Here is a 20,270-nt window from a genome sequence, read left to right as displayed (position 1 = left end):
AAAACTATCCTAATTCGCGGCGTGGCGGGGGCGGTTCACGGCAAAAAAAAGCCAGCCCGGAGGCTGGCCTGATTGCTGCAGAATTTATCAGCGTGAAGTGTCGTCAGCCAGTCGGGTCGGCTGAGGCTCTTCTTCGTGATGATCCTGTTCGGTCTGAGCGACGGCGTGAACGCGCTTACGCACGCCAAACCATCCCAGCACCAGCAATACCGCAATCAGCGGAATGGAGGCGATGGTGTACGTCCCGTTCGGGTAGTCAAACGCCATCAGCACCAGCACGCTGAACAGGAACAGCAGCGTCAGCCACGAGGTAAACGGTGCGCCTGGCAGCTTGAAGCTGACATCATCCGCCTTGCCCTCTTTGATCGCTTTGCGCAGACGCAGCTGGCAAACCACGATAAAGGCCCAGGAGGAGATAATGCCCAGCGAGGCCACGTTCAGGACGATCTCAAACACCTGAGAAGGCACATAGTAGTTAAGCACCACACCAATCACATAGACGGCGACGGTCACCAGAATACCGGCATAAGGAACCTGCTGACTGTTCATCTTCGACATGAATTTCGGTGCAGAGCCACCCATCGACATAGAGCGCAGGATACGCCCGGTCGAGTAGAGGCCGGAGTTCAGGCTGGAGAGCGCCGCACTCAATACGACGATATTCATGATGCTGCCAACGTAAGGCACGCCCAGTTTCGAGAAGAAGGTCACGAACGGACTCTGACCCGCCTGATAGGCGTTCCATGGCAGCAGCAGCACCAGCAGCACCACAGAGCCGACATAGAACAGGCCGATACGCCAGATGACGCTGTTGATCGCTTTCGGCAGCATGGTTTTCGGGTCTTTACATTCGCCGGCCGCCGTACCCACCAGTTCGATAGAAGCAAAGGCGAACACCACGCCCTGAATCAGCACCAGCGCAGGCAGTAAACCGTGCGGGAACAGGCCACCGTTATCGGTGATCAGATGGAAACCGGTGCTGTTGCCATCCAGCGGTTTGCCGGTGCCAAGGAACACCACGCCCACCACCAGGAAGATGACAATCGCCAGCACTTTTACCAGCGCGAACCAGAACTCCATCTCGGCAAACCATTTAACCCCGATCATGTTCATGGTGCCGACAATCGCCAGCGCGCCCAGGGCGAACACCCACTGCGGCACATCACCAAACGCGCCCCAGTAGTGCATGTAGAGCGCGACGGCGGTGATATCGACGATGCCGGTCATCGCCCAGTTGACGAAGTACATCCAGCCCGCCACGAAGGAGGCTTTCTCGCCCAGGAATTCACGGGCGTAGGAGACGAAGCTGCCGCTGCTGGGACGGTGTAATACCAGTTCGCCCAGCGCACGCAGAATAAAGAAGGAGAAGATGCCACACACCAGATAGATGATGGCTAATGCGGGGCCCGCAGCCTGCAAACGGCCACCTGCGCCCAGGAACAAACCGGTACCGATGGCACCGCCGATCGCAATCATCTGTACGTGACGGTTACCCATCGCCTTCTGGTAACCAGCATCGTGAGAATTCAGCCAGCGGCGCTTCGCAGCGCGCATCTCACTTGGGGTTTTCTTTTTAGATTTCATAGCATTCCTGTTTGTCCTGACCATCAGTCGTCGTCTCCCCAATGCGGACGTAACGTCCTGCAAAATGGGGGATTTTCCTCTGTGCCTTTGCCCGTGAGTGAGTGCCGGGCAACGCGGGAATTTACGGCGATGAATCCTACCCGTTCTGCAAGAACGAAGCAAAATATACCGGGCAGATGCACAGGCTGATTTGTAAGAATCCATCCTGATGCACAAAAACAAAAAAACCGGCCATTTTCAGGCCGGTAAAAGCTACAGGGATGGAAACAGGAGGGTTGGGTTAGCGATAAATCTCTGCGGTGCCGCTCCACAGGCTGGAGTCGCCTGGGTTATCGATACCAATAACGCGGTAATGGCTGGCGCCCATCTCTTCCGCTTTTTGCGACAGCTGGCGATTAGCATCGTCCAGTGAGCCGCGAACGCCGGAGACGGACACGCTGCCGATGCTCTGCGTATTCTGCGCCTGTGACGGGTCGACCGGCGCAGCAGCGAAAGTGGCAAAGGAAGCGGTAGCCAGTAATGCGCCCGCCAGTACAGCATTCAGTTTTTTCATTGGATGCTCCTTAATCTGCGATCGGGGTTGAGCTGATGACTGGATGAATTATTAGCCTTGCAATGAAAAGCAACATCGGGGCGATGTAAACCTGTTCCTTTTTTAACCACAAAACGGTAGCCCATCCTGGGAACTGTCAGTTGTGGTCATTTTATGTGCGATGTGTAACCGCCTGTGCGATAAACAGGGGATGGATCATTTGCGTTACGTTATTGCGCTCTTATAATTCCCGCACTTTCAACAGGGCCATCCATGTGATTGTTAAACGTTCCGTTACTCAAAGCATCGCTAAGGCGCTCAGCGCCATTGTCCTGCTATCGCTACTTACCACCGGTCTGGCCTTAGTCACGCTGCTCAGCAGTCAGCGCGATGCGGAGGCGATCAATCTGGCGGGATCTCTGCGCATGCAGAGCTATCGCATGGCATGGGATGCCAGCCGTCAGCCACAAAATCTGGTGCATCACCTGACGCTCTATCAGCAAACGCTGGATGCCCCGGTGCTGCAAAAGCTGGATCGGCCCTGGGTACCACGCGAAGTCAGCGCTCGCTATCAGCGACTGCGTGCTGCCTGGCCTTCCCTGCAGCAGCAGTTGCAGCAGGGTGATACCGTGGCATACCAGCAGCAGGTGCCGATCTACGTCGGTGAAATCGATCGCTTTGTACTGGGTCTGCAGCGCTATACCGAGCTGAAAATGCGTCTGGTGGCGGCCAGCAGCCTGGCGGGTGTCATCGCGATTGTCGTGCTGGCCCTGATGACGATTCGCTTTACCCGGCTACACGTGGTGCGGCCCCTCAATGCGCTGGTCACGGCCAGTCGCTACGTTGAAAGCGGTAACTTTGCTTTTCCGCCGCTGCACGTTGAGCAGCAGAATGAACTGCGGGTACTGTCGCACGCCTTCAGCGGCATGGCGGCACGTCTGCATTCGCACTACCAGCTGCTGGAGAGCACGGTACGCGCGAAAACGGAAGACTTAACCCAGGCGAATCGCACGCTGTCATTGCTTTACGACAGCTCGCAGATGCTGACGGCGAGCCCGTTGCACCCGGCACTGTTTGAGTCAGTGTTAACCACTGTACTGACGCGCGAAAAACTGACAGCGATCCGGCTGGACAGCGACCAGTTTCAGTTCTGCGCCGGGGATGCTCAGGCTGACGGTGAGTGGCAACGCCTGCCGTTACAGCAGGACGATCAGCAGATTGGCGAACTGCGCTGGCAGTCGCCTGGCGTCACCCATCCCAATGAGCTGATGCGCAGCCTGGCGGCGATGCTGGGACGGGCAATCTGGATCTGGCAGGCACAGCAGCAGTATCAGCAGATGTTGCTGATTGAAGAGCGCGCCACCATTGCCCGGGAATTACATGACTCGCTGGCCCAGTCGCTCTCGTTTTTACGCATTCAGCTAACCCTGCTGCGCCGCACTGTGGATAAGGATGACAGCGCCGCCCACGCGATTATCGCTGACTTCGATCAGGCGCTGGCCGATGCCTATCGTCAGCTGCGTGAACTGCTGACCACCTTCCGCCTGACCATTGAGCAGGCGGATCTGGTGGCGGCAATGCAGGCGATGATCGCCTCGTTGCAGGAGAAAAGCGGCGCAGAGATACACTTTAACTACCAGACCGGCCTGCAGAGTCTGGAGGCACAACAGCAGGTGCATGTGTTACAGATCGCCCGTGAGGCGCTGCTGAATGCCATTCGTCACGCCAGCGCGCAGGTGATTCGGGTGGATTATCAGCATAGCGAACAAGGTGAGCACTTACTGACAATTACGGATGACGGGGTGGGAATGAACAGCACTGACGAACCCGCGGGCCATTACGGCCTGACGATTATGACAGAGCGTGCCCAGCGCCTGAGTGGCAATCTGACTATCCATACTCAGCAACGCGGCACCCGGGTCGAACTGCGCTTTCCACCGCAGCCGGCGCGCTCACTGACATAAAGCGCCCGGCATGATGTTAACTTATTCAGATAATCAATCGGTCTCAGCATGCAGCCCAGCGGATACGGCGCCATCTGGTACCAGCCCTGCTCTTCTGCCGCCATCTGAAGCCGATGAAATGGAGAACCTATGCAACAGCCCGCATTAACATTGATGATTGTGGATGACCATCCGCTGATGCGCCGTGGTATCCGTCAGCTGCTGGCGCTGGATCCCCGGCTTGAGGTCATCGCAGAAGCCAACAACGGCACGGAAGCGCTGGCCGAGGCCCGCCGTCAGGAACCCGATATCATTCTGCTCGACCTGAATATGAAAGGCATGTCCGGGCTGGATACGCTGAAGGCGTTGCGCCATGAAGGGATCAGTTCACGCATTCTGGTCCTGACAGTCTCCGACGCCCGCAGTGATATCTTCGCCATGGTGGATGCGGGTGCCGATGGCTATCTGCTCAAGGATAGCGAGCCGGAGATCCTGCTGGGGCATATTCTGCAGGCCTCGCAGGGTGAAAAGGTCTTCAGTGAAGGCGTGGCCCGTTATCTGGCTAATCGCCAGCACAGTGCCGATCCCCTGCGTCAGCTCACCGGGCGTGAGTGCGACGTGCTGCAGGAGGTGGCGCGCGGCCTGTCGAATAAAGAGATCGCGGCTAATCTGCATATCTCCGAAGAGACAGTAAAAGTGCATATCCGCAACCTGCTGCGTAAGCTGGATGTCCGCTCACGCGTCGCCGCCACGGTGATGTGGCTTGAAAGCCGCAAATAGCCAACGAATTTACATTTTCTCCTCAATTTCTCCACGATTTCCCCCGCTGCCGCACGTAGAGTAAATGGCGGCGGAAAATCGTGGATAGACCATCCGGTTTGCCCGCCAGTGCGCCCGTTGCCGCTGGGCCTGAACGCTTATAAAAGTCCCTGAGGAGTGTCGATTTAATGTCGAATTTCTTTATCGACCGTCCCATCTTTGCCTGGGTTCTGGCGATTCTGCTGTGCCTGTGCGGCACGCTTTCGATTATTTCGCTGCCTGTTGAACAGTATCCCGATCTGGCACCACCCAACGTGCGCATTACCGCCAACTATCCGGGCGCATCCGCCCAGACGCTGGAGAACACTGTTACCCAGGTCATCGAGCAGAACATGACCGGCATCGATAATCTGATGTATATGTCCTCGAACAGCAGCAATACCGGTCAGGCACAGATCACCCTCACCTTTACCGCCGGAACTAATCCTGATGAAGCCCGTCAGCAGGTTCAGAACCAGTTGCAGTCAGCGCTGCGCAAACTGCCGCAGGCGGTACAGTCGCAGGGCGTGACGGTCAATAAAACCGGTGACAGTAATATTCTGATGGTCGCCTTCGTCTCAACCGACGGCAGTATGGATAAGCAGGATATTTCAGACTATGTCGCCAGTAATATTCAGGACCCGTTAAGCCGTATTGATGGCGTTGGCCAGGTAGACGCTTACGGCTCACAATATGCGATGCGCATCTGGCTCGATCCCAACAAACTGATCGCCTACTCGCTGACCACCGACGATGTGGTCAGTGCAATCCAGTCGCAGAATACTCAGGTTGCCGTGGGTCAGGTCGGTGGTCTGCCATCCGTAGAGAAGCAGGCGCTGAATGCCACGGTGAATGCGCAGTCGATGCTGCAGACCCCCGGGCAGTTCCGGGCCATTACCCTGAAGAACAATCCCGACGGTTCCGTGGTGACGCTGGGTGATGTCGCCACCGTGGCGCTGGGCGCAGAAAAGTATGATTATCTGAGCCGCTACAATGGCCAGCCCGCATCCGGTCTGGGGGTGAAGCTTGCATCCGGTGCCAACGAGATGAACACCGATAAGCTGGTGCGGGCGCGCATTGAGGAGCTGTCGCACTACTTCCCGCACGGGCTGGAAGCAAAAATTGCCTACGAAACCTCCCCTTTCGTTAAAGCGTCGATCACCGATGTGGTGAAGACGCTGCTGGAGGCGATCGTGCTGGTGTTTGGCGTGATGTACCTGTTTATGCAGAACTTCCGCGCCACATTAATCCCGACTATTGCGGTGCCGGTGGTGCTGTTCGGTACCTTCAGCGTGCTCTATGCCTGCGGGTTCAGTATCAATACCCTGACCATGTTTGCCATGGTGCTGGCGATAGGACTGCTGGTGGACGATGCCATCGTGGTGGTGGAAAACGTTGAGCGCATCATGCACGAAGAGGGACTCTCGCCGCGTGCCGCCACGCGAAAATCGATGGGCCAGATTCAGGGCGCGCTGGTCGGGATCGCGCTGGTGCTCTCTGCGGTGTTTGTGCCGATGGCGTTTTTCGGCGGTACCGTCGGCGCGATTTACCGTCAGTTCTCCATCACCATTGTTTCGGCGATGGTGCTGTCGGTGCTGGTCGCGATGATCCTGACACCGGCGCTGTGTGCCACATTGCTGAAACCCGTGGCGAAAGGCGAGCAGCCTGAACGTCGCGGCTTCTTCGGCTGGTTCAATCGTCACTTCAATCGCAATGCTGACCGCTATGAGCGCGGCGTTGCAGGCATTCTGCGCCGGGGCGGTCGCTGGCTGCTGCTCTATCTCGGCATTATCGGCCTGATGGCATTTCTGTTTCTGCGTCTGCCTACCTCGTTTCTGCCGCTGGAAGATCGCGGCGTCTTCCTGACTCAGGTTCAGCTTCCGGCAGGCGCAACGCTTGCGCAAACCGCCAGCGTGGTCGCGAAAGTCGAACACTATTATCTCACCGAGGAAAAGGCCAACGTGCTGTCGGTCTTCTCCACCATCGGTGCCGGCCCGGGTGGCAATGGGCAGAACGTGGCGCGTCTGTTTGTGCGGCTGAAAGACTGGGAAGATCGGCCCGGTGCCGATCGCACCTCATTCGCTATTATTGATCGCGCGACTCAGGCGTTTCAGAAGATTAAAGAGGGACGTGTGATTGCCAGCAGTCCGCCCGCCATTACCGGCATGGGCAGCAGCTCGGGCTTTGACATGCAACTACAGGATCACGCGGGTATCGGTCATACGCAACTGATGGCGATGCGCGACAAACTGCTGGAGATGGCGGGCAACGATAAGTCGCTATCGCGGGTGAGGCACAATGGGCTGGATGACAGCCCGCAGCTGCAGATCGATGTGGATGCCCGTAAAGCGCAGGCGCTGGGCGTGTCGCTGGACACCATTAACGACACCCTGACCACCGCATGGGGCTCCAGCTATGTGAACGACTTCCTGGATCGGGGCCGGGTGAAAAAGGTCTATGTGCAGGCCGCCGCCGAATTCCGCATGCTGCCGGACGACATCAACAAATGGTACGTGCGCAACAGCAGCGGCAAAATGGTGCCCTTCTCCGCGTTTGCCAGCAGCCGCTGGGAGACCGGTTCACCACGCCTTGAACGCTATAACGGCTATTCATCGCTGGAGATTGTCGGCGAAGCGGCGAATGGCGTCAGCAGCGGTACGGCGATGGATGAAATGGAAAAGCTGGTCAATGCCCTGCCGCTGGGCGTCGGGTTCCAGTGGACCGGAGCCTCTTATCAGGAGCGCCTCTCCGGCTCGCAGGCTCCGGCGCTTTATGCAATTTCGCTGCTGGTGGTGTTCCTCTGCCTGGCCGCGCTGTATGAGAGCTGGTCGATCCCGTTCTCGGTAATGCTGGTGGTGCCGCTGGGCGTAGTGGGCGCGCTTATCGCCACCTGGATGCGCGGGCTGGAGAATGATGTCTACTTCCAGGTTGGCCTGCTGACGGTGGTGGGGCTATCCGCCAAAAACGCCATCCTGATTGTTGAGTTTGCTAATGAGATTAACAGCAAAGGCCGTGAACTGGTGGAGTCGACGCTGGAGGCATCGCGTCAGCGTCTGCGGCCGATTCTGATGACCTCGCTGGCCTTTATTTTTGGGGTGCTGCCGATGGCCATCAGTAGCGGTGCAGGTTCCGGCAGCCAGCACGCCGTGGGAACCGGCGTGATGGGCGGGATGATCTCCGCCACGCTGCTGGCAATCTTTTTTGTGCCGCTGTTCTTTGTGCTGGTCCGCCGTCGCTTCCCGCTTAAAGAGAAACCGCACGACTAAAGCTAAATAAAAAGCGGCCACTGAGTTCAGTGGCCGCTTTATTTCTGTGTGTGGTAAGAATTCCAGCAAGTGGGACTGACCTGCTTTAATCTCCACGTGTTACTTATTGCGTAACATCGCTTCGATAAATTCTTTCCAGGTTCCCATTTCAGTGTCAATCATAATGCCCTCTCTTATTGTGCTGGCAATATTACGCGCTTTTTTTAAGCAGGTGAATACGTTTACACCTGTTAACTCTATCGGCAGAGACTATAAAAACATGAATGTTGCTGATTCTGGAAGCTGACGCACATTTCAGCAACCCCTTAACCTGATTGAAGATAATTTATTTTAAGCCCAGCGGTAGACTATTTTATCAACATGGCGAAATTCTTAAGCACGCAGCGATAAGCAGGGTAATAATTGCCTGCGAAATTGATAGCGGTTACCCGCAACGAAATAACGACACGGCGCGCATGATATCCGGACTGATTCCCGCGCCAGCGCGGATGCCGCAACCGATCACACTATGCTAAACTCGCGCTTTGGCTGCTTTTTTCAGCTTTCTCTTTTCACAGGATAATAAGGATCGGGTAATGAGCACGCAGTGGGTGATGTTCGGGATTAAAAATTGCGACACCATAAAAAAAGCCCGGCGCTTTTTGACAGATGCAGGCGTTGATTATCACTTTCACGACTACCGTGCCGATGGCCTGAGCGATGCCCTGCTGCAGGAATTTATCGATGCGCTGGGCTATGAAGCCCTGCTTAACACACGCGGCACGACCTGGCGTAAACTGCCCGAAGCTGATCGTGAAGCGGTTAACGATGCCAGCAGCGCCAAAGCGCTGATGCTGGCGCATCCCGCCATGATTAAGCGTCCGCTGTTGCGTGCTCCGGATGGCTCCCTGCTCGCCGGTTTCAGCGAAGCCACCTATCAGAATGCTATTCAGGAGAAGTCATAATATGTTTTGCCCGGTCATTGAGCTGACGCAGCAGCTTATTCGTCGCCCCTCTCTCAGCCCCGATGATGCCGGATGTCAGGCTCTGCTGATCGCCCGTCTTGAAGCCATTGGCTTTAAGATTGAAACGATGAACATCGACGACACACTGAATTTCTGGGCCACCCGTGGCGAAGGTGAAACGCTGGCGTTTGCCGGTCACACCGATGTGGTGCCGCCTGGCGATGCCAGCCGCTGGATTAACCCGCCCTTTGAACCGACGATCCGCGATGGCATGCTGTTTGGCCGTGGTGCGGCTGACATGAAAGGGTCACTGGCAGCCATGGTGGTGGCCGCCGAACGTTTTGTGGCGGTGCGTCCCAATCACCGGGGCCGCCTCGCCTTTATGATTACCTCTGATGAAGAGGCCAGTGGTACCAACGGCACGGTTAAAGTGGTTGAACGGCTGATGGCGCGCCGTGAAAGGCTTGACTATTGCCTGGTCGGCGAGCCGTCCAGCACGGAAGTCGTCGGTGACGTGGTGAAGAATGGCCGACGCGGCTCAATTACCGCCAACCTGACGGTGCACGGTGTGCAGGGCCACGTCGCCTATCCGCATCTGGCGGATAACCCGGTTCACCGGGCGATGCCTGCGCTGACGGAGCTGGTCGCGACGGAGTGGGATCAGGGAAATGAGTTCTTCCCGGCCACCAGCATGCAGATTGCGAATGTCCAGGCGGGCACCGGCAGCAACAATGTGATCCCCGGCGAGCTGTTTGTGCAGTTCAACTTCCGCTTCAGCACTGAACTCACCGATGAGATGATCCGCCAGCGGGTCGCGGAACTGCTGGATCGTCACCAGCTGCGTTACACCATCGAGTGGAAACTCTCGGGTCAGCCCTTCCTGACCTCGCGCGGTAAGCTGGTGGATGCCGTCGTGAAAGCTGTGGCGCACTATAATGAAATTAAGCCGCAGCTGCTGACTACAGGCGGCACCTCCGATGGCCGGTTTATCGCCCGGATGGGGGCGCAGGTGGTGGAGCTGGGGCCGGTGAATGCCACCATTCACAAAATCAATGAGTGTGTGAAAGCCTCCGACCTGCAGATGCTGAGCCGGATGTACCAGCGCATCATGGAACAACTGATCGCCTGACGGCGATGTTAAGGAGCATCAAATGGAATTTATTAAAGATTACTGGTGGATCCTGGTGATCCTGCTGATGGTTGGCGTGCTGATGAACGTTTATAAAGATCTGAAACGCATCGATCACAAAAAATTTATGGATAACAAACCTGACCTGCCGCCGCATCGTGATTTCAACGATAAGTGGGATGACGACGACAACTGGCCGAAGAAGAAGTAAATGAAAAAGCCCCTGCAATGCAGGGGTTTGAATATGTTGTTAAAGTCCGGCTCGGTGGCGATCAAACCGAGTTGGCACAAGGAACACGGTCAGATCGGAAAGACGCAAAAGCTGTCATCCATGACACGCTCGGCCCGCGCCTTCCATGGCGCGGGACGCTTTCCTCTTCTGACCGTGTTCCCTGCGCTTCGGGTTTATTCGTCGCTGTCAGATTCAACCTGATTTGGTTATGTCATTAGTCAGAAGCCCCTGCTATGCAGGGGCTTTTTTACATCATGGCGATAACGTCATCATCACCCGGTTTTGCGCCGCTTAACGCCTCATCAAAATAGCGTTTTGGCACCGTATAGCGCAGATGATTCAGCGCCAGTTCCATGCTGCGGTGATCGATGGCGTGCGCCAAATCGTCAACGATATCCAGCGTGACGTCGCCACCGCAGGCGGTCAGCCGCTGCTCCGCCTGCTGCGCATGGTACATCGGGATCTGCTCATCATAATCACCGTGGATCAGGTGAATCGTAGTACGGGTGCTCGCTTTCTCTGGCAGGGTAACAAACCGGCCATTAAAGACCACTGCGCGCCCCGCCAGATCCGGATGCGCTTTGACGCCTTCCAGCACCATACTGCCGCCCTGCGAAAAGCCGACTAAGGCTGTCGCTTCGGGCCGCACGCCGCTCTTTTTCTGCCAGTGACGCACCGACTCAAAAAACTGCGGCATTGCCGCATTTACCCGCTGCTGGATAGTCTGATCGTGCAGGTCGGTTTCGCCGAACCACTGACGACCCGCGCCGGGTGAGCCAACGGAGACCACCAGCGCGTCGGGAAAGGTTTTCGCAAACCAGTTGCCAATCTCGCCCATTGAATCCGGATTATCGCCAACGCCATGGTAGAGCAGAAACAGCTGTGCGGTGGTGGCAGGTTGTTGAACGATTACATATTTCAGTGTCATGTTGACCTCCTGTGTTCACTCTACGCCGCCTGGCACAAAATGATATGAGGATAATTTGAGGCAGATGGTCGAATTATTTCAACGGACGGTGCAGCGCGTCCGCAGTAACGCCCAAACTTTCGAGGGCTGAAGCCGCCTGCTGACGTAGCGTAGCTATCAACGCCTTGCGGCCGCTTAAGCCCGTCTGCCGGGCCAGGTCGCTTAGCGCATCAGGTGCAGCAACCGCGGCGGCCAGCAGCGGTACGGAGACGGCACTGGCCTCTGCCAGACGCTGCAACACTGGCAGACTCGACTCCAGTGGCCGCTGCGCCCAGGCAAAACCGACGGCCAGATGGCTATCCTGAGCGGTCAATCCGTCATCTGTGGTCTGATCAAACTGCAGGTCCAGCGCGATATGCTGCCGCAACCGCGACCAGTCACGCGCCAGCTGCTCTGCCGCCCGGCGCGTCAGTGCCTCACCCGCAGCAGAACAGGGCAATATCGCCATCGCTGCGTAGCAGCCGCTGCTGGCTTCGCGCTGACTGCCAATTCTTACCAAGGTAAAACCGCAGGCGCGCCAGAACGCCCAGAGTGATTCAGTGTAGCCGAAGCTGACAGAGAGGTAGTCGTGATCGGCAGCCGCATCAGCCGCCGCCGCAACAAGCTGCTGTCCGGTTCCCCGACGACGGCTCTCCGCCGCCACGGCAATCCGGCTGATGCGCTGTGAGCGCAGGATTGCCGCTTCAGCCAGACCGGCATGCGCTGCCAGCGACTGTGCAACCAGATTGCCACGCGGTCGCCGGGTGCCCGCCCAGACCGCCTGCGCCAGCTCAGGTTCAAGACCGCCCTCCTCAACCAGCCAGAGCGCACCCTGTAAAGTGGTTGTATCTCCCGCCCGCCACAGCTGCATACCGGGTGCATCCAGCAGGCGGCGCAGATCAAGCGGCGACGTGCGGTAGTGCGCGCTAGTGAGCAGACGATAAGCGGCTTCCAGCGCGCTGAAATCATGACGTTCAATACGGTGCGGTGTTGCCGGAGTATCGGGCGCAGCGGCGGTGGCATCGTCAAACAGCAGCGCCTGGTTCAGCCACTGCTCCAGCGGATCGAAACGTGACCAGCGCAACGGCTCATCCAGCGTGAAATAGTGTGCATCTGCAAGCCCGGCGCAGAATTTAAGGATAAAGCCGCGTCCACTCCCTTCGTAGCCCTGTACGGTAGTGGTGAGCAATACGTGGGGATAGCGGCTGACCAGCGCCTGCAGCAGCGGTGCCGGAATCGCCGCGGCTTCATCTACAATCAGCCAGTCCGCCGGTGGCGGCGTCTCCAGCGCCAGCAGCGCATCGGGTGCCATAAAGTGAAAGTGCTCCCCGGCAAAGGTGGCCAGCACCTCTGTTGAGGCTTTGGCCGGTGCCGTTACCAGACAATGTCTGTTCTGCCGGGCCAGCATACCCGCCAGGGCCGATTTACCCCGTCCACGGGCAGCGGTCAGCACAGCGACACCCGAAGACAGCGTCATCAGCTGATCGAGTATCGCCTGCTGCTGTTGCGGAGCCAGACAGTGCCACTGCGGCCAGTCACGCTGTGCCGGAAAACAGCAGGGCTGATGCTGCCGCTCCAGCAGCACCTGGTCATCCGCCAGGATCAGCTGTTGCAGGTGGTGAACGAAATGAGGTGTTGCGATGGGTTCAGCGACATCTGCCCAGCGCAGGCTGTCGCTGTCAGGCTGTTGCGACCACGCTTGCCAGGATGGGACCAGCAGCAGCAGCCAGCTTCCGGCGGTGAGCGTACCGGCCAGCGCCGCGAAAGCCTCCGCATGAAAGCCCTGGCGGGCGTCGAATATCGCATGATGGAATTCGCGTCCCAGCAGCGTGCGTACCGCGCCAGGCTGCCTGTGCAAAGCTGACTCGTCAGAGAATAGCGGCGCCGGACTCAGCGCCAGCCAGTCGCCTGGCAACGCTTCACGCCATGCCGCAGCCCGATCTAAGCACCAGGCCGGGTCGCCGCTGATGACTGCCAGACGACGCACACCGGCCTGTTGCATAAGCTGCGTTGGGATCATCAGTTGCTGGCGAAGGTGTTGCACTGTCCTGGATCGCCACCATCAAACCCGCGCTTAAACCAGGTGTAGCGCTGCTCAGAGGTGCCGTGGGTGAAGCTGTCCGGCACGACGCGGCCCTGGCCTTTCTGCTGCAGACGGTCATCACCAATCGCCTCAGCGGCATTCAGCGCTTCCTGCAGATCGCCCGCTTCAAGGATGTTTTCCTTCTGCATATAGTGTCCCCAGACACCGGCAAAACAGTCCGCCTGCAGTTCCATTTTAACGGAGAGCTGATTCACCTGCTTTTCGCTGGCACCCTGCTGCATTTCACGCACTTTCGGCTCAATGCCCAGCAGTTTCTGTACATGGTGGCCCACTTCATGCGCGACGACGTAGCCCTGAGCGAAGTCACCGCCTGCGCCCAGCTTAGTTTTCATCTCGTCATAGAAAGAGAGGTCAATATAGACAGTCTGGTCAGCAGGACAGTAGAACGGTCCCATCACCGACTGTCCGGTTCCGCAGCCGGTGCGGGTTGCACCGCGATACATCACCAGCTTCGGCGCCACATACTGTTTGTTCATCTGCTGGAACAGCTTGCCCCAGGTGTCTTCCGTGGTGGCCAGAATGACTTTGGTGAATTTCGCGGCCTCGTCATCATTGGCACTGACGCTGCGCTGTTGCTGCTGGCTGGTCGGTGCGACGTCACCCCCCGTCAGCAGTCCGGTCAGGTCATATCCGTAATAACCGGCGACTGCCACCACAATCAGCAATACGATACCGCCTTTGCCACGCGGCAGACGAATCTGGCGGCCTCCGCCACCTAAACCGGACGATTGATCGCGACGGTCCTCTACATTGTCGCTTTCGCGACGCCCTTGCCAGCGCATGCTGTATTCCCTCAGTCATTTTTTCAGATGGCATGATTTTAGTTGCGTGACGGAGCAATCACCAGCTTTACCCTGAAATGAAAAGAGGAGAGCCGGGGCTCTCCTCTTTCTTTGTGCTTTCTTTGTGCGCTAAAGACAAACTCAGTCGAGTTTTACGCCCAATCGCTGTGCCACCGCTTCATAGGCTTCAACCACGCCACCCAGGCTCTGACGGAAACGGTCTTTGTCCATTTTATCCAGCGTCTCTTTGTCCCACAGGCGCGCACCGTCTGGTGAAAACTCATCGCCCAGCGTCACTTCGCCGTTAAACAGACCAAATTCCAGTTTGAAGTCGACCAGAATCAGGCCCGCATCGTCGAACAGTTTGCTCAGCACGTCGTTGGCTTTAAAGGTCAGCTCCTGCATCCGCGCCAGGTTCTGTTTGCTGACCCAGCCAAAGGTTTCGCAGTAGGATTCGTTGACCATCGGGTCGTGCTTTGCATCATCTTTCAGGAAAAGATCAAACAGCGGCGGATTGAGCACAATGCCCTCTTCCACGCCCAGACGCTTTACCAGCGAGCCTGCAGCACGGTTACGCACCACGCACTCGACCGGCACCATCTCCAGCTTCTTCACCAGCGCTTCGGTATCGGACAGCAGCGCTTCCATCTGGGTCGGGATACCTGCTTCCTGCAATTTGGTCATGATGAAGTGGTTAAACTTGTTGTTAACCATTCCCTTGCGATCAAACTGCTCGATTCGGGCGCCATCACCTGCTGACGTATCGTTGCGGAATTCGAGTATCAGCAGATCCGGGTTATCGGTGCTGTATACGGTTTTCGCTTTACCGCGATACAACTCAGCTCGCTTTTGCATCTTGTTCACTCCAGACTTGAAATAACGGGTGTTCAGCGACCAGTGCCGCTGCGGCGATTGCCTTGACGCAATCGTTTACTTCGCCGCGCGCTATTATGCCAAAAACAAAATAAAAAGGCCGGAGAATCTCCGGCCTGAGGCAACTTTATTTGTTCAGCGCCGCCTGGAACACGGCCACCAGCGCATCGTTCTGCGACTGAGTCAGCACATGCCCTTTCGGGTCAATGAATTGCAGACTGGTACGGTTGTCGAGATCGCCGACCTGCACTTTGTAATCACCGTTTGGTAATTCCGGATCTTTTGCACCGACTGCATCCCAGTCGCTGCTGCCCGGTGACTTGTAGGTCACCTTCATGCTGCCGGTTGAGCGGGTGGTATCGGTCACTTCCATCCCGACGCGTTTCATCGCATCTGGCAGACGCTGCCATGCCACGTTGTATGGCGTACGCAGGATCAGCATTGGCAGACCGGTGTCATCTGCGCCGCTCTGCACATCAATAGCGCCACTTACCCGGCCTGATGCCGCGTTTTCACTGGCGGTATCAATTTTGTCCAGACCGGTGCTGATTTCATTCAGCATCTGCGCGGTGTAACGCTGGATCTGCACAGGTGACGTAATGGTTTTACCATCCTGCTGCAGCTCCAGCAGACGCACGGTAAGCTGCTGCTGATAGCTCTGCGACTGCACGCTGATCTGATAGCGGCCACGATACTGCTGATCTTCATCAGCACGGTTCCACTGCACCCAGTCGGTCGTCAGCTGCTGACCGGCATCGTTACGTGAAGCAATCGGGAATTTGTTTGACTCAACGACGTTAACGACCCGTGACCAGACTGAACCGCGGCTGTTATCAATCATCAGCGCACCGGTATTATTGCTGAACTGCGCGCGCGTCCCGTTCATCAGCGCCAGCGGCTGGGCTGGCGGACGAATGTCGAGCTGCTTACCGGTGGGTGCCTGGCTGCTGGTGCGCGGGACATCATAGTCACCACGCTGAACCGGCAGGATCATTCCGGCTGGCGCTTTCAGTTCACTTAACTGGCTGGCTTCAAGATAAGATTCGTCACCGCTGACCTGGCGCTTATAACGCTGATCGCTTGAACAGGCCGACAACAGCATCAGAGTAGAAAGCCCGACTACTGTGGCTACTGTTGACCGCTTTACTGAGTAATTCATTCAAACTCCCTAAATTATCGCAAACCCGCTTTCACCAGCGCCTGCTCCACTTTCGGCTGGCCGGCTGCAGTCAGTGGCGTCATTGGCAGACGCAGCGTGTCGTTAGCGATTAATCCTAGCTGTTTCGCAGCCCATTTCACCGGGATAGGATTGGGTTCACAGAAAAGCGTCTGGTGCAGGTGCATCAGACGCTGATTCAGGCGGCGTGCCTCAACGAAATTGCCCTGCTGTGCGAGTTGACACAGCTCGACCATTTCACGTGCAGCCACATTGGCGGTCACCGAAATGACGCCTTTGCCGCCCAGTTGCATAAAGTCCAGCGCAGTCGCGTCATCGCCACTCACCAGAATAAACTCTTCATTAACCAGCTCTTGGATCTGACTAACCCGCGATAAGTTCCCGGTTGCCTCTTTGATTCCGATAATATTTTTAATTTCGGCCAGGCGGGCAACGGTTTCCGGCAGCATGTCACAACCGGTACGCGAGGGAACGTTATACAGCATCTGCGGCAGGCTGGTGCTATTCGCAATCGCTTTAAAGTGCTGGAACAGCCCTTCCTGCGTCGGACGGTTATAGTAAGGCGTCACAGTCAGACAGCCCACCACGCCGGAATTTTCAAAACGCTTCGTCAGAGAGATGCCTTCAGCGGTGGCATTGGCACCGGTTCCGGCAATCACCGGAATCCGGCCATCGGCCAGTTCCAGGGTCAGCATCACCACATCACCATGTTCTTCATGGCTCAGGGTTGCAGATTCGCCTGTGGTGCCGACGGAAACGATCGCCGCGGTGCCGCTGGCGACGTGATAATCAATCAGTTTTTTCAGACTCGACCGGCAGACATTACCGCTGTCATCCATTGGCGTAACGAGTGCAACAATACTTCCCGTAAACATTGGCGATCCCCTCGACAAACAAGTGCTTCATGGTACGTTTTACACTTAGGGAAAAGCAAGCAAGCCACGCCATTCCCGCGCTTGTCAGCAGTTTTTTTTATGTTTACCTTATGGTTATTAGCGAAAGCAGAGGAAAAGCCATTTTGCCGCAATCTCAGCCCCATCATCTGGTGATCACCGCGCTCGGTGTTGACCGTCCGGGTATCGTCAATACGATTACCCGACACGTCAGCAGCTGCGGTTGCAATATTGAAGATAGCCGTCTTGCCATGCTTGGGGATGAATTCACCTTTATCATGCTGCTGTCAGGCAGCTGGAACGCGATTACGCTGATTGAATCGACGCTGCCGCTGAAAGGCGCAGAGCTGGAGCTGCTGATCGTCATGAAGCGCACCAACGCCGGGGTTCGTCCGCCGATGCCCGATACCGCGTTCATTCAGGTTGAAGTGGCCGACTCGCCGCATATTATTGAACGCTTTACCGATCTTATTGATAAGCATCAGATGAACGTGGCCGAACTGGTGTCGCGCATCACACCCGCGCAACACGATTTGCCACCAACGCTCTATATTCAAATGACCGCCCACAGTCCGACACGAACCAGTGGCACCACTTTTGAGCAGGCTTTTAATAACCTGTGTCAGGAGCTGAATGCCCAGGGAACACTGCGTCTCTACAGTGTGTCTGACGCTGCCAATAGCGAATCAGTCAGCGCGGTACGCTAAGCTTTAGTTAATAAACCGGAGTTATTTCTCCACATGCCTGACGCGTGATCGGCTATGTGGTGAAATACCCCCTGATGGTCATATTCCCTCTGGTCGTTTCGGGCCAGATGGTGTATTACCCACAGCCTGAATAAGAAAATGGAGAGATGTGATGAATCCACTGAAAGCCGGAGATACTGCACCTGCATTTAGCCTGCCCGACCAGGACGGCGAACACGTGAATCTGACCGACTTCCAGGGACAGCGCGTTCTGGTGTACTTCTACCCGAAAGCGATGACGCCAGGCTGCACCGTGCAGGCGTGCGGTCTGCGTGACAACATGGATGAGTTGAAAAAAGCGGGCGTGGAAGTCCTGGGTATCAGCACCGACAAACCGGAAAAACTGTCAAAGTTTGTCGAAAAAGAGCTGCTGAACTTCACGCTGCTGTCAGATGAAAATCATGAAGTCTGCCAGGCGTTTGGCGTCTGGGGTGAAAAAACCTTTATGGGGAAAACCTATGACGGTATTCATCGCATCAGCTTCCTGATCGATGCTGAGGGCAGGATCGAGAAAGTGTTTGATAACTTTAAGACCTCGAATCACCACGACATGGTGCTGGATTACGTTAAGTCAGCCTGATGTTGAGGGGCGCGGTAGCCCGACCGCCGCGCCCTGCTTATCTTCTTTCCCTTCACGCTTGCCTGCCGTAAAAAAACATCTGCTCTTTGTGCGATTAAGTCGTGCGATTAAGCTGTGGCGACGATCACGCAGTTTCGCCCGGCATTTTTCGCCGCGTAGAGCGCGGCATCCGCCTGTTTCAGACTCGTTTCCAGCCCGGCATCCTGGGTGCCGTTCCATGCTGCAACGCCAATAGACAAGGTAATTCGTCCTACATCCGTGAGCCAGGCTTCGGCAATACCCAGCCGTACGCGCTCCGCGATGATCTGTGCCTCATCCAGGGCCGTGCCCGGCAGCAGCATCAGAAATTCCTCTCCGCCGTTGCGACATACCACATCAGACTGACGGGCGCTGGCACGCAGCGTGCTCGCCACCTGCTGAATCACCCGGTCACCGACATCATGACCCCAGCTGTCGTTGACGTTTTTAAAGTGGTCGATATCCAGAGCCAGCACCGAGAAAGGCTGGCGCAGGGTGCGGTAATACTCCAGCACCGCATTCAGACCACGGCGATTCAGCAACTGGGTCAGTGGATCGGTCTGCGCTTCCGAGCTAAGACGGCCAATTTTGTCCTGCACCAGACCAATACCGGTGAGTAGTGCACGTTTGACCTGAGCCGCCTCAAAATACCAAGCGGTGATACCACCAATCTCTTTTGATACCCCCTGCGCATCCATCCGGCTGGCTTTGCGGGCCAGCTGGAAGAGTGGCCGGGCGATCAGCCGCGCCAGCACCACGGCCACCAGCAGAGTCAGCAGCGCGAACGGCACCGAATTTTTCAGGACTTTCATTAACAGGCCCGACAGCGGATCCAGTGTGACGTTAATCGGCTTCAGAGCCACCACCGTCCAGCCGGTAGTCGGCACGATCGCAAAGCCCGCCAGTTGAGCTGACTCACCCGGACCGGCAAGCATCAGCGAGCCATTGCTCTGCTCGTCACGCGGACTGACGATGGCCGGCAGCGTTTTACCCACCAGCTGCCGGTTCTGGTGATACAACACCTCATTATTGCTATCGAGCACATAGACCATGGTGCCATCCCGGTAAAATTGCTCACCCAGCAGCGCATTCAGAATGCTTTTTTTCTTCAGATAGATGGTGCCGCCGATGTAGCCCAGGTAGTCGCCATCGGCACTCCAGACGGGCCAGGAGATAAACACCAGCAGATTGTTGGCGGCAGAGAGCGTGGGTTTACTGATGCTCGGCTGCCGCAGGGTCAGCGCTTCCCGTGAGGCGTCGCTGGTCAGGTGCATGCCTTTCAGGGTCAGCGACTCAGGCGAAATCGCCTTGATCACGCCCTGCGCATCCACTATCGCCACTGAGTTGAAACTGCTGGTCTGCTCGCGCAGGCGGCTGACTTCGCTTTCCAGCAGCGCCTCATTATTAAAGTCGCGGCTGAGCTGATTAGCGCTGTAGTGCAGCTGTGACTGCGCCAGCTGAAAGAAAATCTCACTGGTTGAGGCCAGTTTGGCGGCGTAGGCGCGATTGGCCTCAAGCGTGGTGTCAATCAGCACCTGGCGCTGAACCCGCCAGGTGGCGTAAAGCGTATTCGCGAGCGTGATAACAATGCTGACAATCACCAGCAGGGCGATCAGATTGCGCAAATCGGCCTTGGGCCGAAAGAGCTTTAACATGGCGTCGCCGCCGCGGAGATAAATGTCATGTCGTCAATGCCTGATTATTTTTTTAATGTGTGCCAGAA

At 56.7% G+C, this 20,270-nt stretch carries 18 protein-coding genes; 9 read left to right on the top strand and 9 right to left on the bottom strand.

Features of this window, described 5'->3' with window-relative positions; all coding sequences use genetic code 11:
- Positions 1-87 precede the first annotated feature (87 nt).
- A complete protein-coding gene (gene ansP, locus IV493_RS04325) occupies positions 88-1,584 on the bottom strand; it encodes an L-asparagine permease (protein WP_033783842.1) in 1,497 nt (498 codons plus the stop codon).
- Between the two features lie 280 nt (positions 1,585-1,864).
- Complete coding sequence (locus tag IV493_RS04320; protein ID WP_195857790.1) at positions 1,865-2,137, bottom strand: DUF1471 domain-containing protein; 273 nt, start codon at positions 2,135-2,137, stop codon at positions 1,865-1,867.
- A 254-nt stretch (positions 2,138-2,391) separates the two neighbouring features.
- Between IV493_RS04320 and narQ the strand changes: the two genes are divergently transcribed.
- From narQ to IV493_RS04285, 7 genes are all read left to right on the top strand, one after another.
- Positions 2,392-4,080 (top strand): nitrate/nitrite two-component system sensor histidine kinase NarQ, encoded by a 1,689-nt coding sequence (narQ, locus tag IV493_RS04315; protein ID WP_110330714.1) that lies wholly within the window; start codon positions 2,392-2,394, stop codon positions 4,078-4,080.
- Positions 4,081-4,209: 129 nt separating this feature from the next.
- On the top strand, positions 4,210-4,839 hold the full coding sequence (locus IV493_RS04310) for a response regulator (RefSeq protein ID WP_013358679.1): 630 nt from the start codon (positions 4,210-4,212) through the stop codon (positions 4,837-4,839).
- A 167-nt stretch (positions 4,840-5,006) separates the two neighbouring features.
- Positions 5,007-8,123, top strand: coding sequence for a multidrug efflux RND transporter permease AcrD (acrD, locus tag IV493_RS04305; RefSeq protein ID WP_195857789.1), 3,117 nt, complete (start codon positions 5,007-5,009; stop codon positions 8,121-8,123).
- Positions 8,124-8,698: 575 nt separating this feature from the next.
- Positions 8,699-9,067, top strand: coding sequence for an ArsC family reductase (locus IV493_RS04300; protein WP_033733485.1), 369 nt, complete (start codon positions 8,699-8,701; stop codon positions 9,065-9,067).
- 1 nt (position 9,068) lies between these two features.
- Positions 9,069-10,196 carry a succinyl-diaminopimelate desuccinylase gene (gene dapE, locus IV493_RS04295; protein WP_013358682.1) on the top strand — a complete coding sequence of 376 codons (1,128 nt, stop codon included), beginning with the start codon at positions 9,069-9,071 and terminating at the stop codon, positions 10,194-10,196.
- Positions 10,197-10,218: 22 nt separating this feature from the next.
- On the top strand, positions 10,219-10,407 hold the full coding sequence (locus IV493_RS04290) for a YpfN family protein (RefSeq protein ID WP_003848800.1): 189 nt from the start codon (positions 10,219-10,221) through the stop codon (positions 10,405-10,407).
- On the top strand, positions 10,408-10,629 hold the full coding sequence (locus tag IV493_RS04285; protein WP_098052656.1) for a hypothetical protein: 222 nt from the start codon (positions 10,408-10,410) through the stop codon (positions 10,627-10,629).
- A 46-nt stretch (positions 10,630-10,675) separates the two neighbouring features.
- Here IV493_RS04285 and ypfH read toward each other — a convergent pair whose 3' ends face one another.
- The 6 genes from ypfH to dapA form a co-directional block, all read right to left on the bottom strand.
- On the bottom strand, positions 10,676-11,356 hold the full coding sequence (gene ypfH, locus IV493_RS04280; protein ID WP_195857788.1) for an esterase: 681 nt from the start codon (positions 11,354-11,356) through the stop codon (positions 10,676-10,678).
- A gap of 73 nt (positions 11,357-11,429) precedes the next feature.
- On the bottom strand, positions 11,430-13,394 hold the full coding sequence (locus IV493_RS04275) for a tRNA(Met) cytidine acetyltransferase TmcA (protein ID WP_195858151.1): 1,965 nt from the start codon (positions 13,392-13,394) through the stop codon (positions 11,430-11,432).
- Complete coding sequence (locus IV493_RS04270; RefSeq protein ID WP_033733490.1) at positions 13,394-14,260, bottom strand: neutral zinc metallopeptidase; 867 nt, start codon at positions 14,258-14,260, stop codon at positions 13,394-13,396. Before IV493_RS04270 ends, IV493_RS04275 begins: the two co-directional genes overlap by 1 nt.
- Before the next feature lie 141 nt (positions 14,261-14,401).
- Positions 14,402-15,115: a phosphoribosylaminoimidazolesuccinocarboxamide synthase gene (gene purC / locus IV493_RS04265; protein ID WP_013358686.1), complete on the bottom strand. Its 714-nt coding sequence runs from the start codon at positions 15,113-15,115 to the stop codon at positions 14,402-14,404.
- A 145-nt stretch (positions 15,116-15,260) separates the two neighbouring features.
- Positions 15,261-16,292 carry an outer membrane protein assembly factor BamC gene (gene bamC, locus IV493_RS04260; RefSeq protein WP_195857787.1) on the bottom strand — a complete coding sequence of 344 codons (1,032 nt, stop codon included), beginning with the start codon at positions 16,290-16,292 and terminating at the stop codon, positions 15,261-15,263.
- A gap of 14 nt (positions 16,293-16,306) precedes the next feature.
- A complete protein-coding gene (dapA, locus tag IV493_RS04255) occupies positions 16,307-17,185 on the bottom strand; it encodes a 4-hydroxy-tetrahydrodipicolinate synthase (protein WP_195857786.1) in 879 nt (292 codons plus the stop codon).
- A 143-nt stretch (positions 17,186-17,328) separates the two neighbouring features.
- Here dapA and IV493_RS04250 point away from each other — a divergent pair, with 143 nt between their 5' ends.
- Positions 17,329-17,910, top strand: coding sequence for a glycine cleavage system transcriptional repressor (locus tag IV493_RS04250; RefSeq protein ID WP_041457018.1), 582 nt, complete (start codon positions 17,329-17,331; stop codon positions 17,908-17,910).
- Between the two features lie 151 nt (positions 17,911-18,061).
- Complete coding sequence (gene bcp, locus IV493_RS04245) at positions 18,062-18,529, top strand: thioredoxin-dependent thiol peroxidase (protein ID WP_010260016.1); 468 nt, start codon at positions 18,062-18,064, stop codon at positions 18,527-18,529.
- 107 nt (positions 18,530-18,636) lie between these two features.
- On the opposite strand, the gene IV493_RS04240 is transcribed toward bcp, so the two are convergent.
- Positions 18,637-20,202, bottom strand: coding sequence for a sensor domain-containing diguanylate cyclase (locus IV493_RS04240; protein ID WP_195857785.1), 1,566 nt, complete (start codon positions 20,200-20,202; stop codon positions 18,637-18,639).
- Positions 20,203-20,270 lie beyond the last annotated feature (68 nt).

Origin of the sequence: Pantoea sp. SM3640 (assembly GCF_015654165.1) — a bacterium.
GTDB lineage: Bacteria > Pseudomonadota > Gammaproteobacteria > Enterobacterales > Enterobacteriaceae > Pantoea > Pantoea vagans.
The sequence above is the reverse complement of the archived record's forward strand: the minus strand, read 5'-3'. Positions and strand labels throughout refer to the sequence as shown.

Bases quoted from the DNA above. Each gene is read 5' to 3' on its own strand.
- ansP (WP_033783842.1), bottom strand. From the start codon at position 1,584: ATGAAATCTAAAAAGAAAACCCCAAGTGAGATGCGCGCTGCGAAGCGC.
- IV493_RS04275 (WP_195858151.1), bottom strand. From the start codon at position 13,394: ATGATCCCAACGCAGCTTATGCAACAGGCCGGTGTGCGTCGTCTGGCA.
- IV493_RS04290 (WP_003848800.1), top strand. From the start codon at position 10,219: ATGGAATTTATTAAAGATTACTGGTGGATCCTGGTGATCCTGCTGATG.
- purC (WP_013358686.1), bottom strand. From the start codon at position 15,115: ATGCAAAAGCGAGCTGAGTTGTATCGCGGTAAAGCGAAAACCGTATAC.
- bcp (WP_010260016.1), top strand. From the start codon at position 18,062: ATGAATCCACTGAAAGCCGGAGATACTGCACCTGCATTTAGCCTGCCC.
- IV493_RS04320 (WP_195857790.1), bottom strand. From the start codon at position 2,137: ATGAAAAAACTGAATGCTGTACTGGCGGGCGCATTACTGGCTACCGCT.
- IV493_RS04300 (WP_033733485.1), top strand. From the start codon at position 8,699: ATGAGCACGCAGTGGGTGATGTTCGGGATTAAAAATTGCGACACCATA.
- dapE (WP_013358682.1), top strand. From the start codon at position 9,069: ATGTTTTGCCCGGTCATTGAGCTGACGCAGCAGCTTATTCGTCGCCCC.
- IV493_RS04240 (WP_195857785.1), bottom strand. From the start codon at position 20,202: ATGTTAAAGCTCTTTCGGCCCAAGGCCGATTTGCGCAATCTGATCGCC.
- ypfH (WP_195857788.1), bottom strand. From the start codon at position 11,356: ATGACACTGAAATATGTAATCGTTCAACAACCTGCCACCACCGCACAG.
- dapA (WP_195857786.1), bottom strand. From the start codon at position 17,185: ATGTTTACGGGAAGTATTGTTGCACTCGTTACGCCAATGGATGACAGC.
- acrD (WP_195857789.1), top strand. From the start codon at position 5,007: ATGTCGAATTTCTTTATCGACCGTCCCATCTTTGCCTGGGTTCTGGCG.
- IV493_RS04310 (WP_013358679.1), top strand. From the start codon at position 4,210: ATGCAACAGCCCGCATTAACATTGATGATTGTGGATGACCATCCGCTG.
- bamC (WP_195857787.1), bottom strand. From the start codon at position 16,292: ATGAATTACTCAGTAAAGCGGTCAACAGTAGCCACAGTAGTCGGGCTT.
- IV493_RS04285 (WP_098052656.1), top strand. From the start codon at position 10,408: ATGAAAAAGCCCCTGCAATGCAGGGGTTTGAATATGTTGTTAAAGTCC.
- IV493_RS04270 (WP_033733490.1), bottom strand. From the start codon at position 14,260: ATGCGCTGGCAAGGGCGTCGCGAAAGCGACAATGTAGAGGACCGTCGC.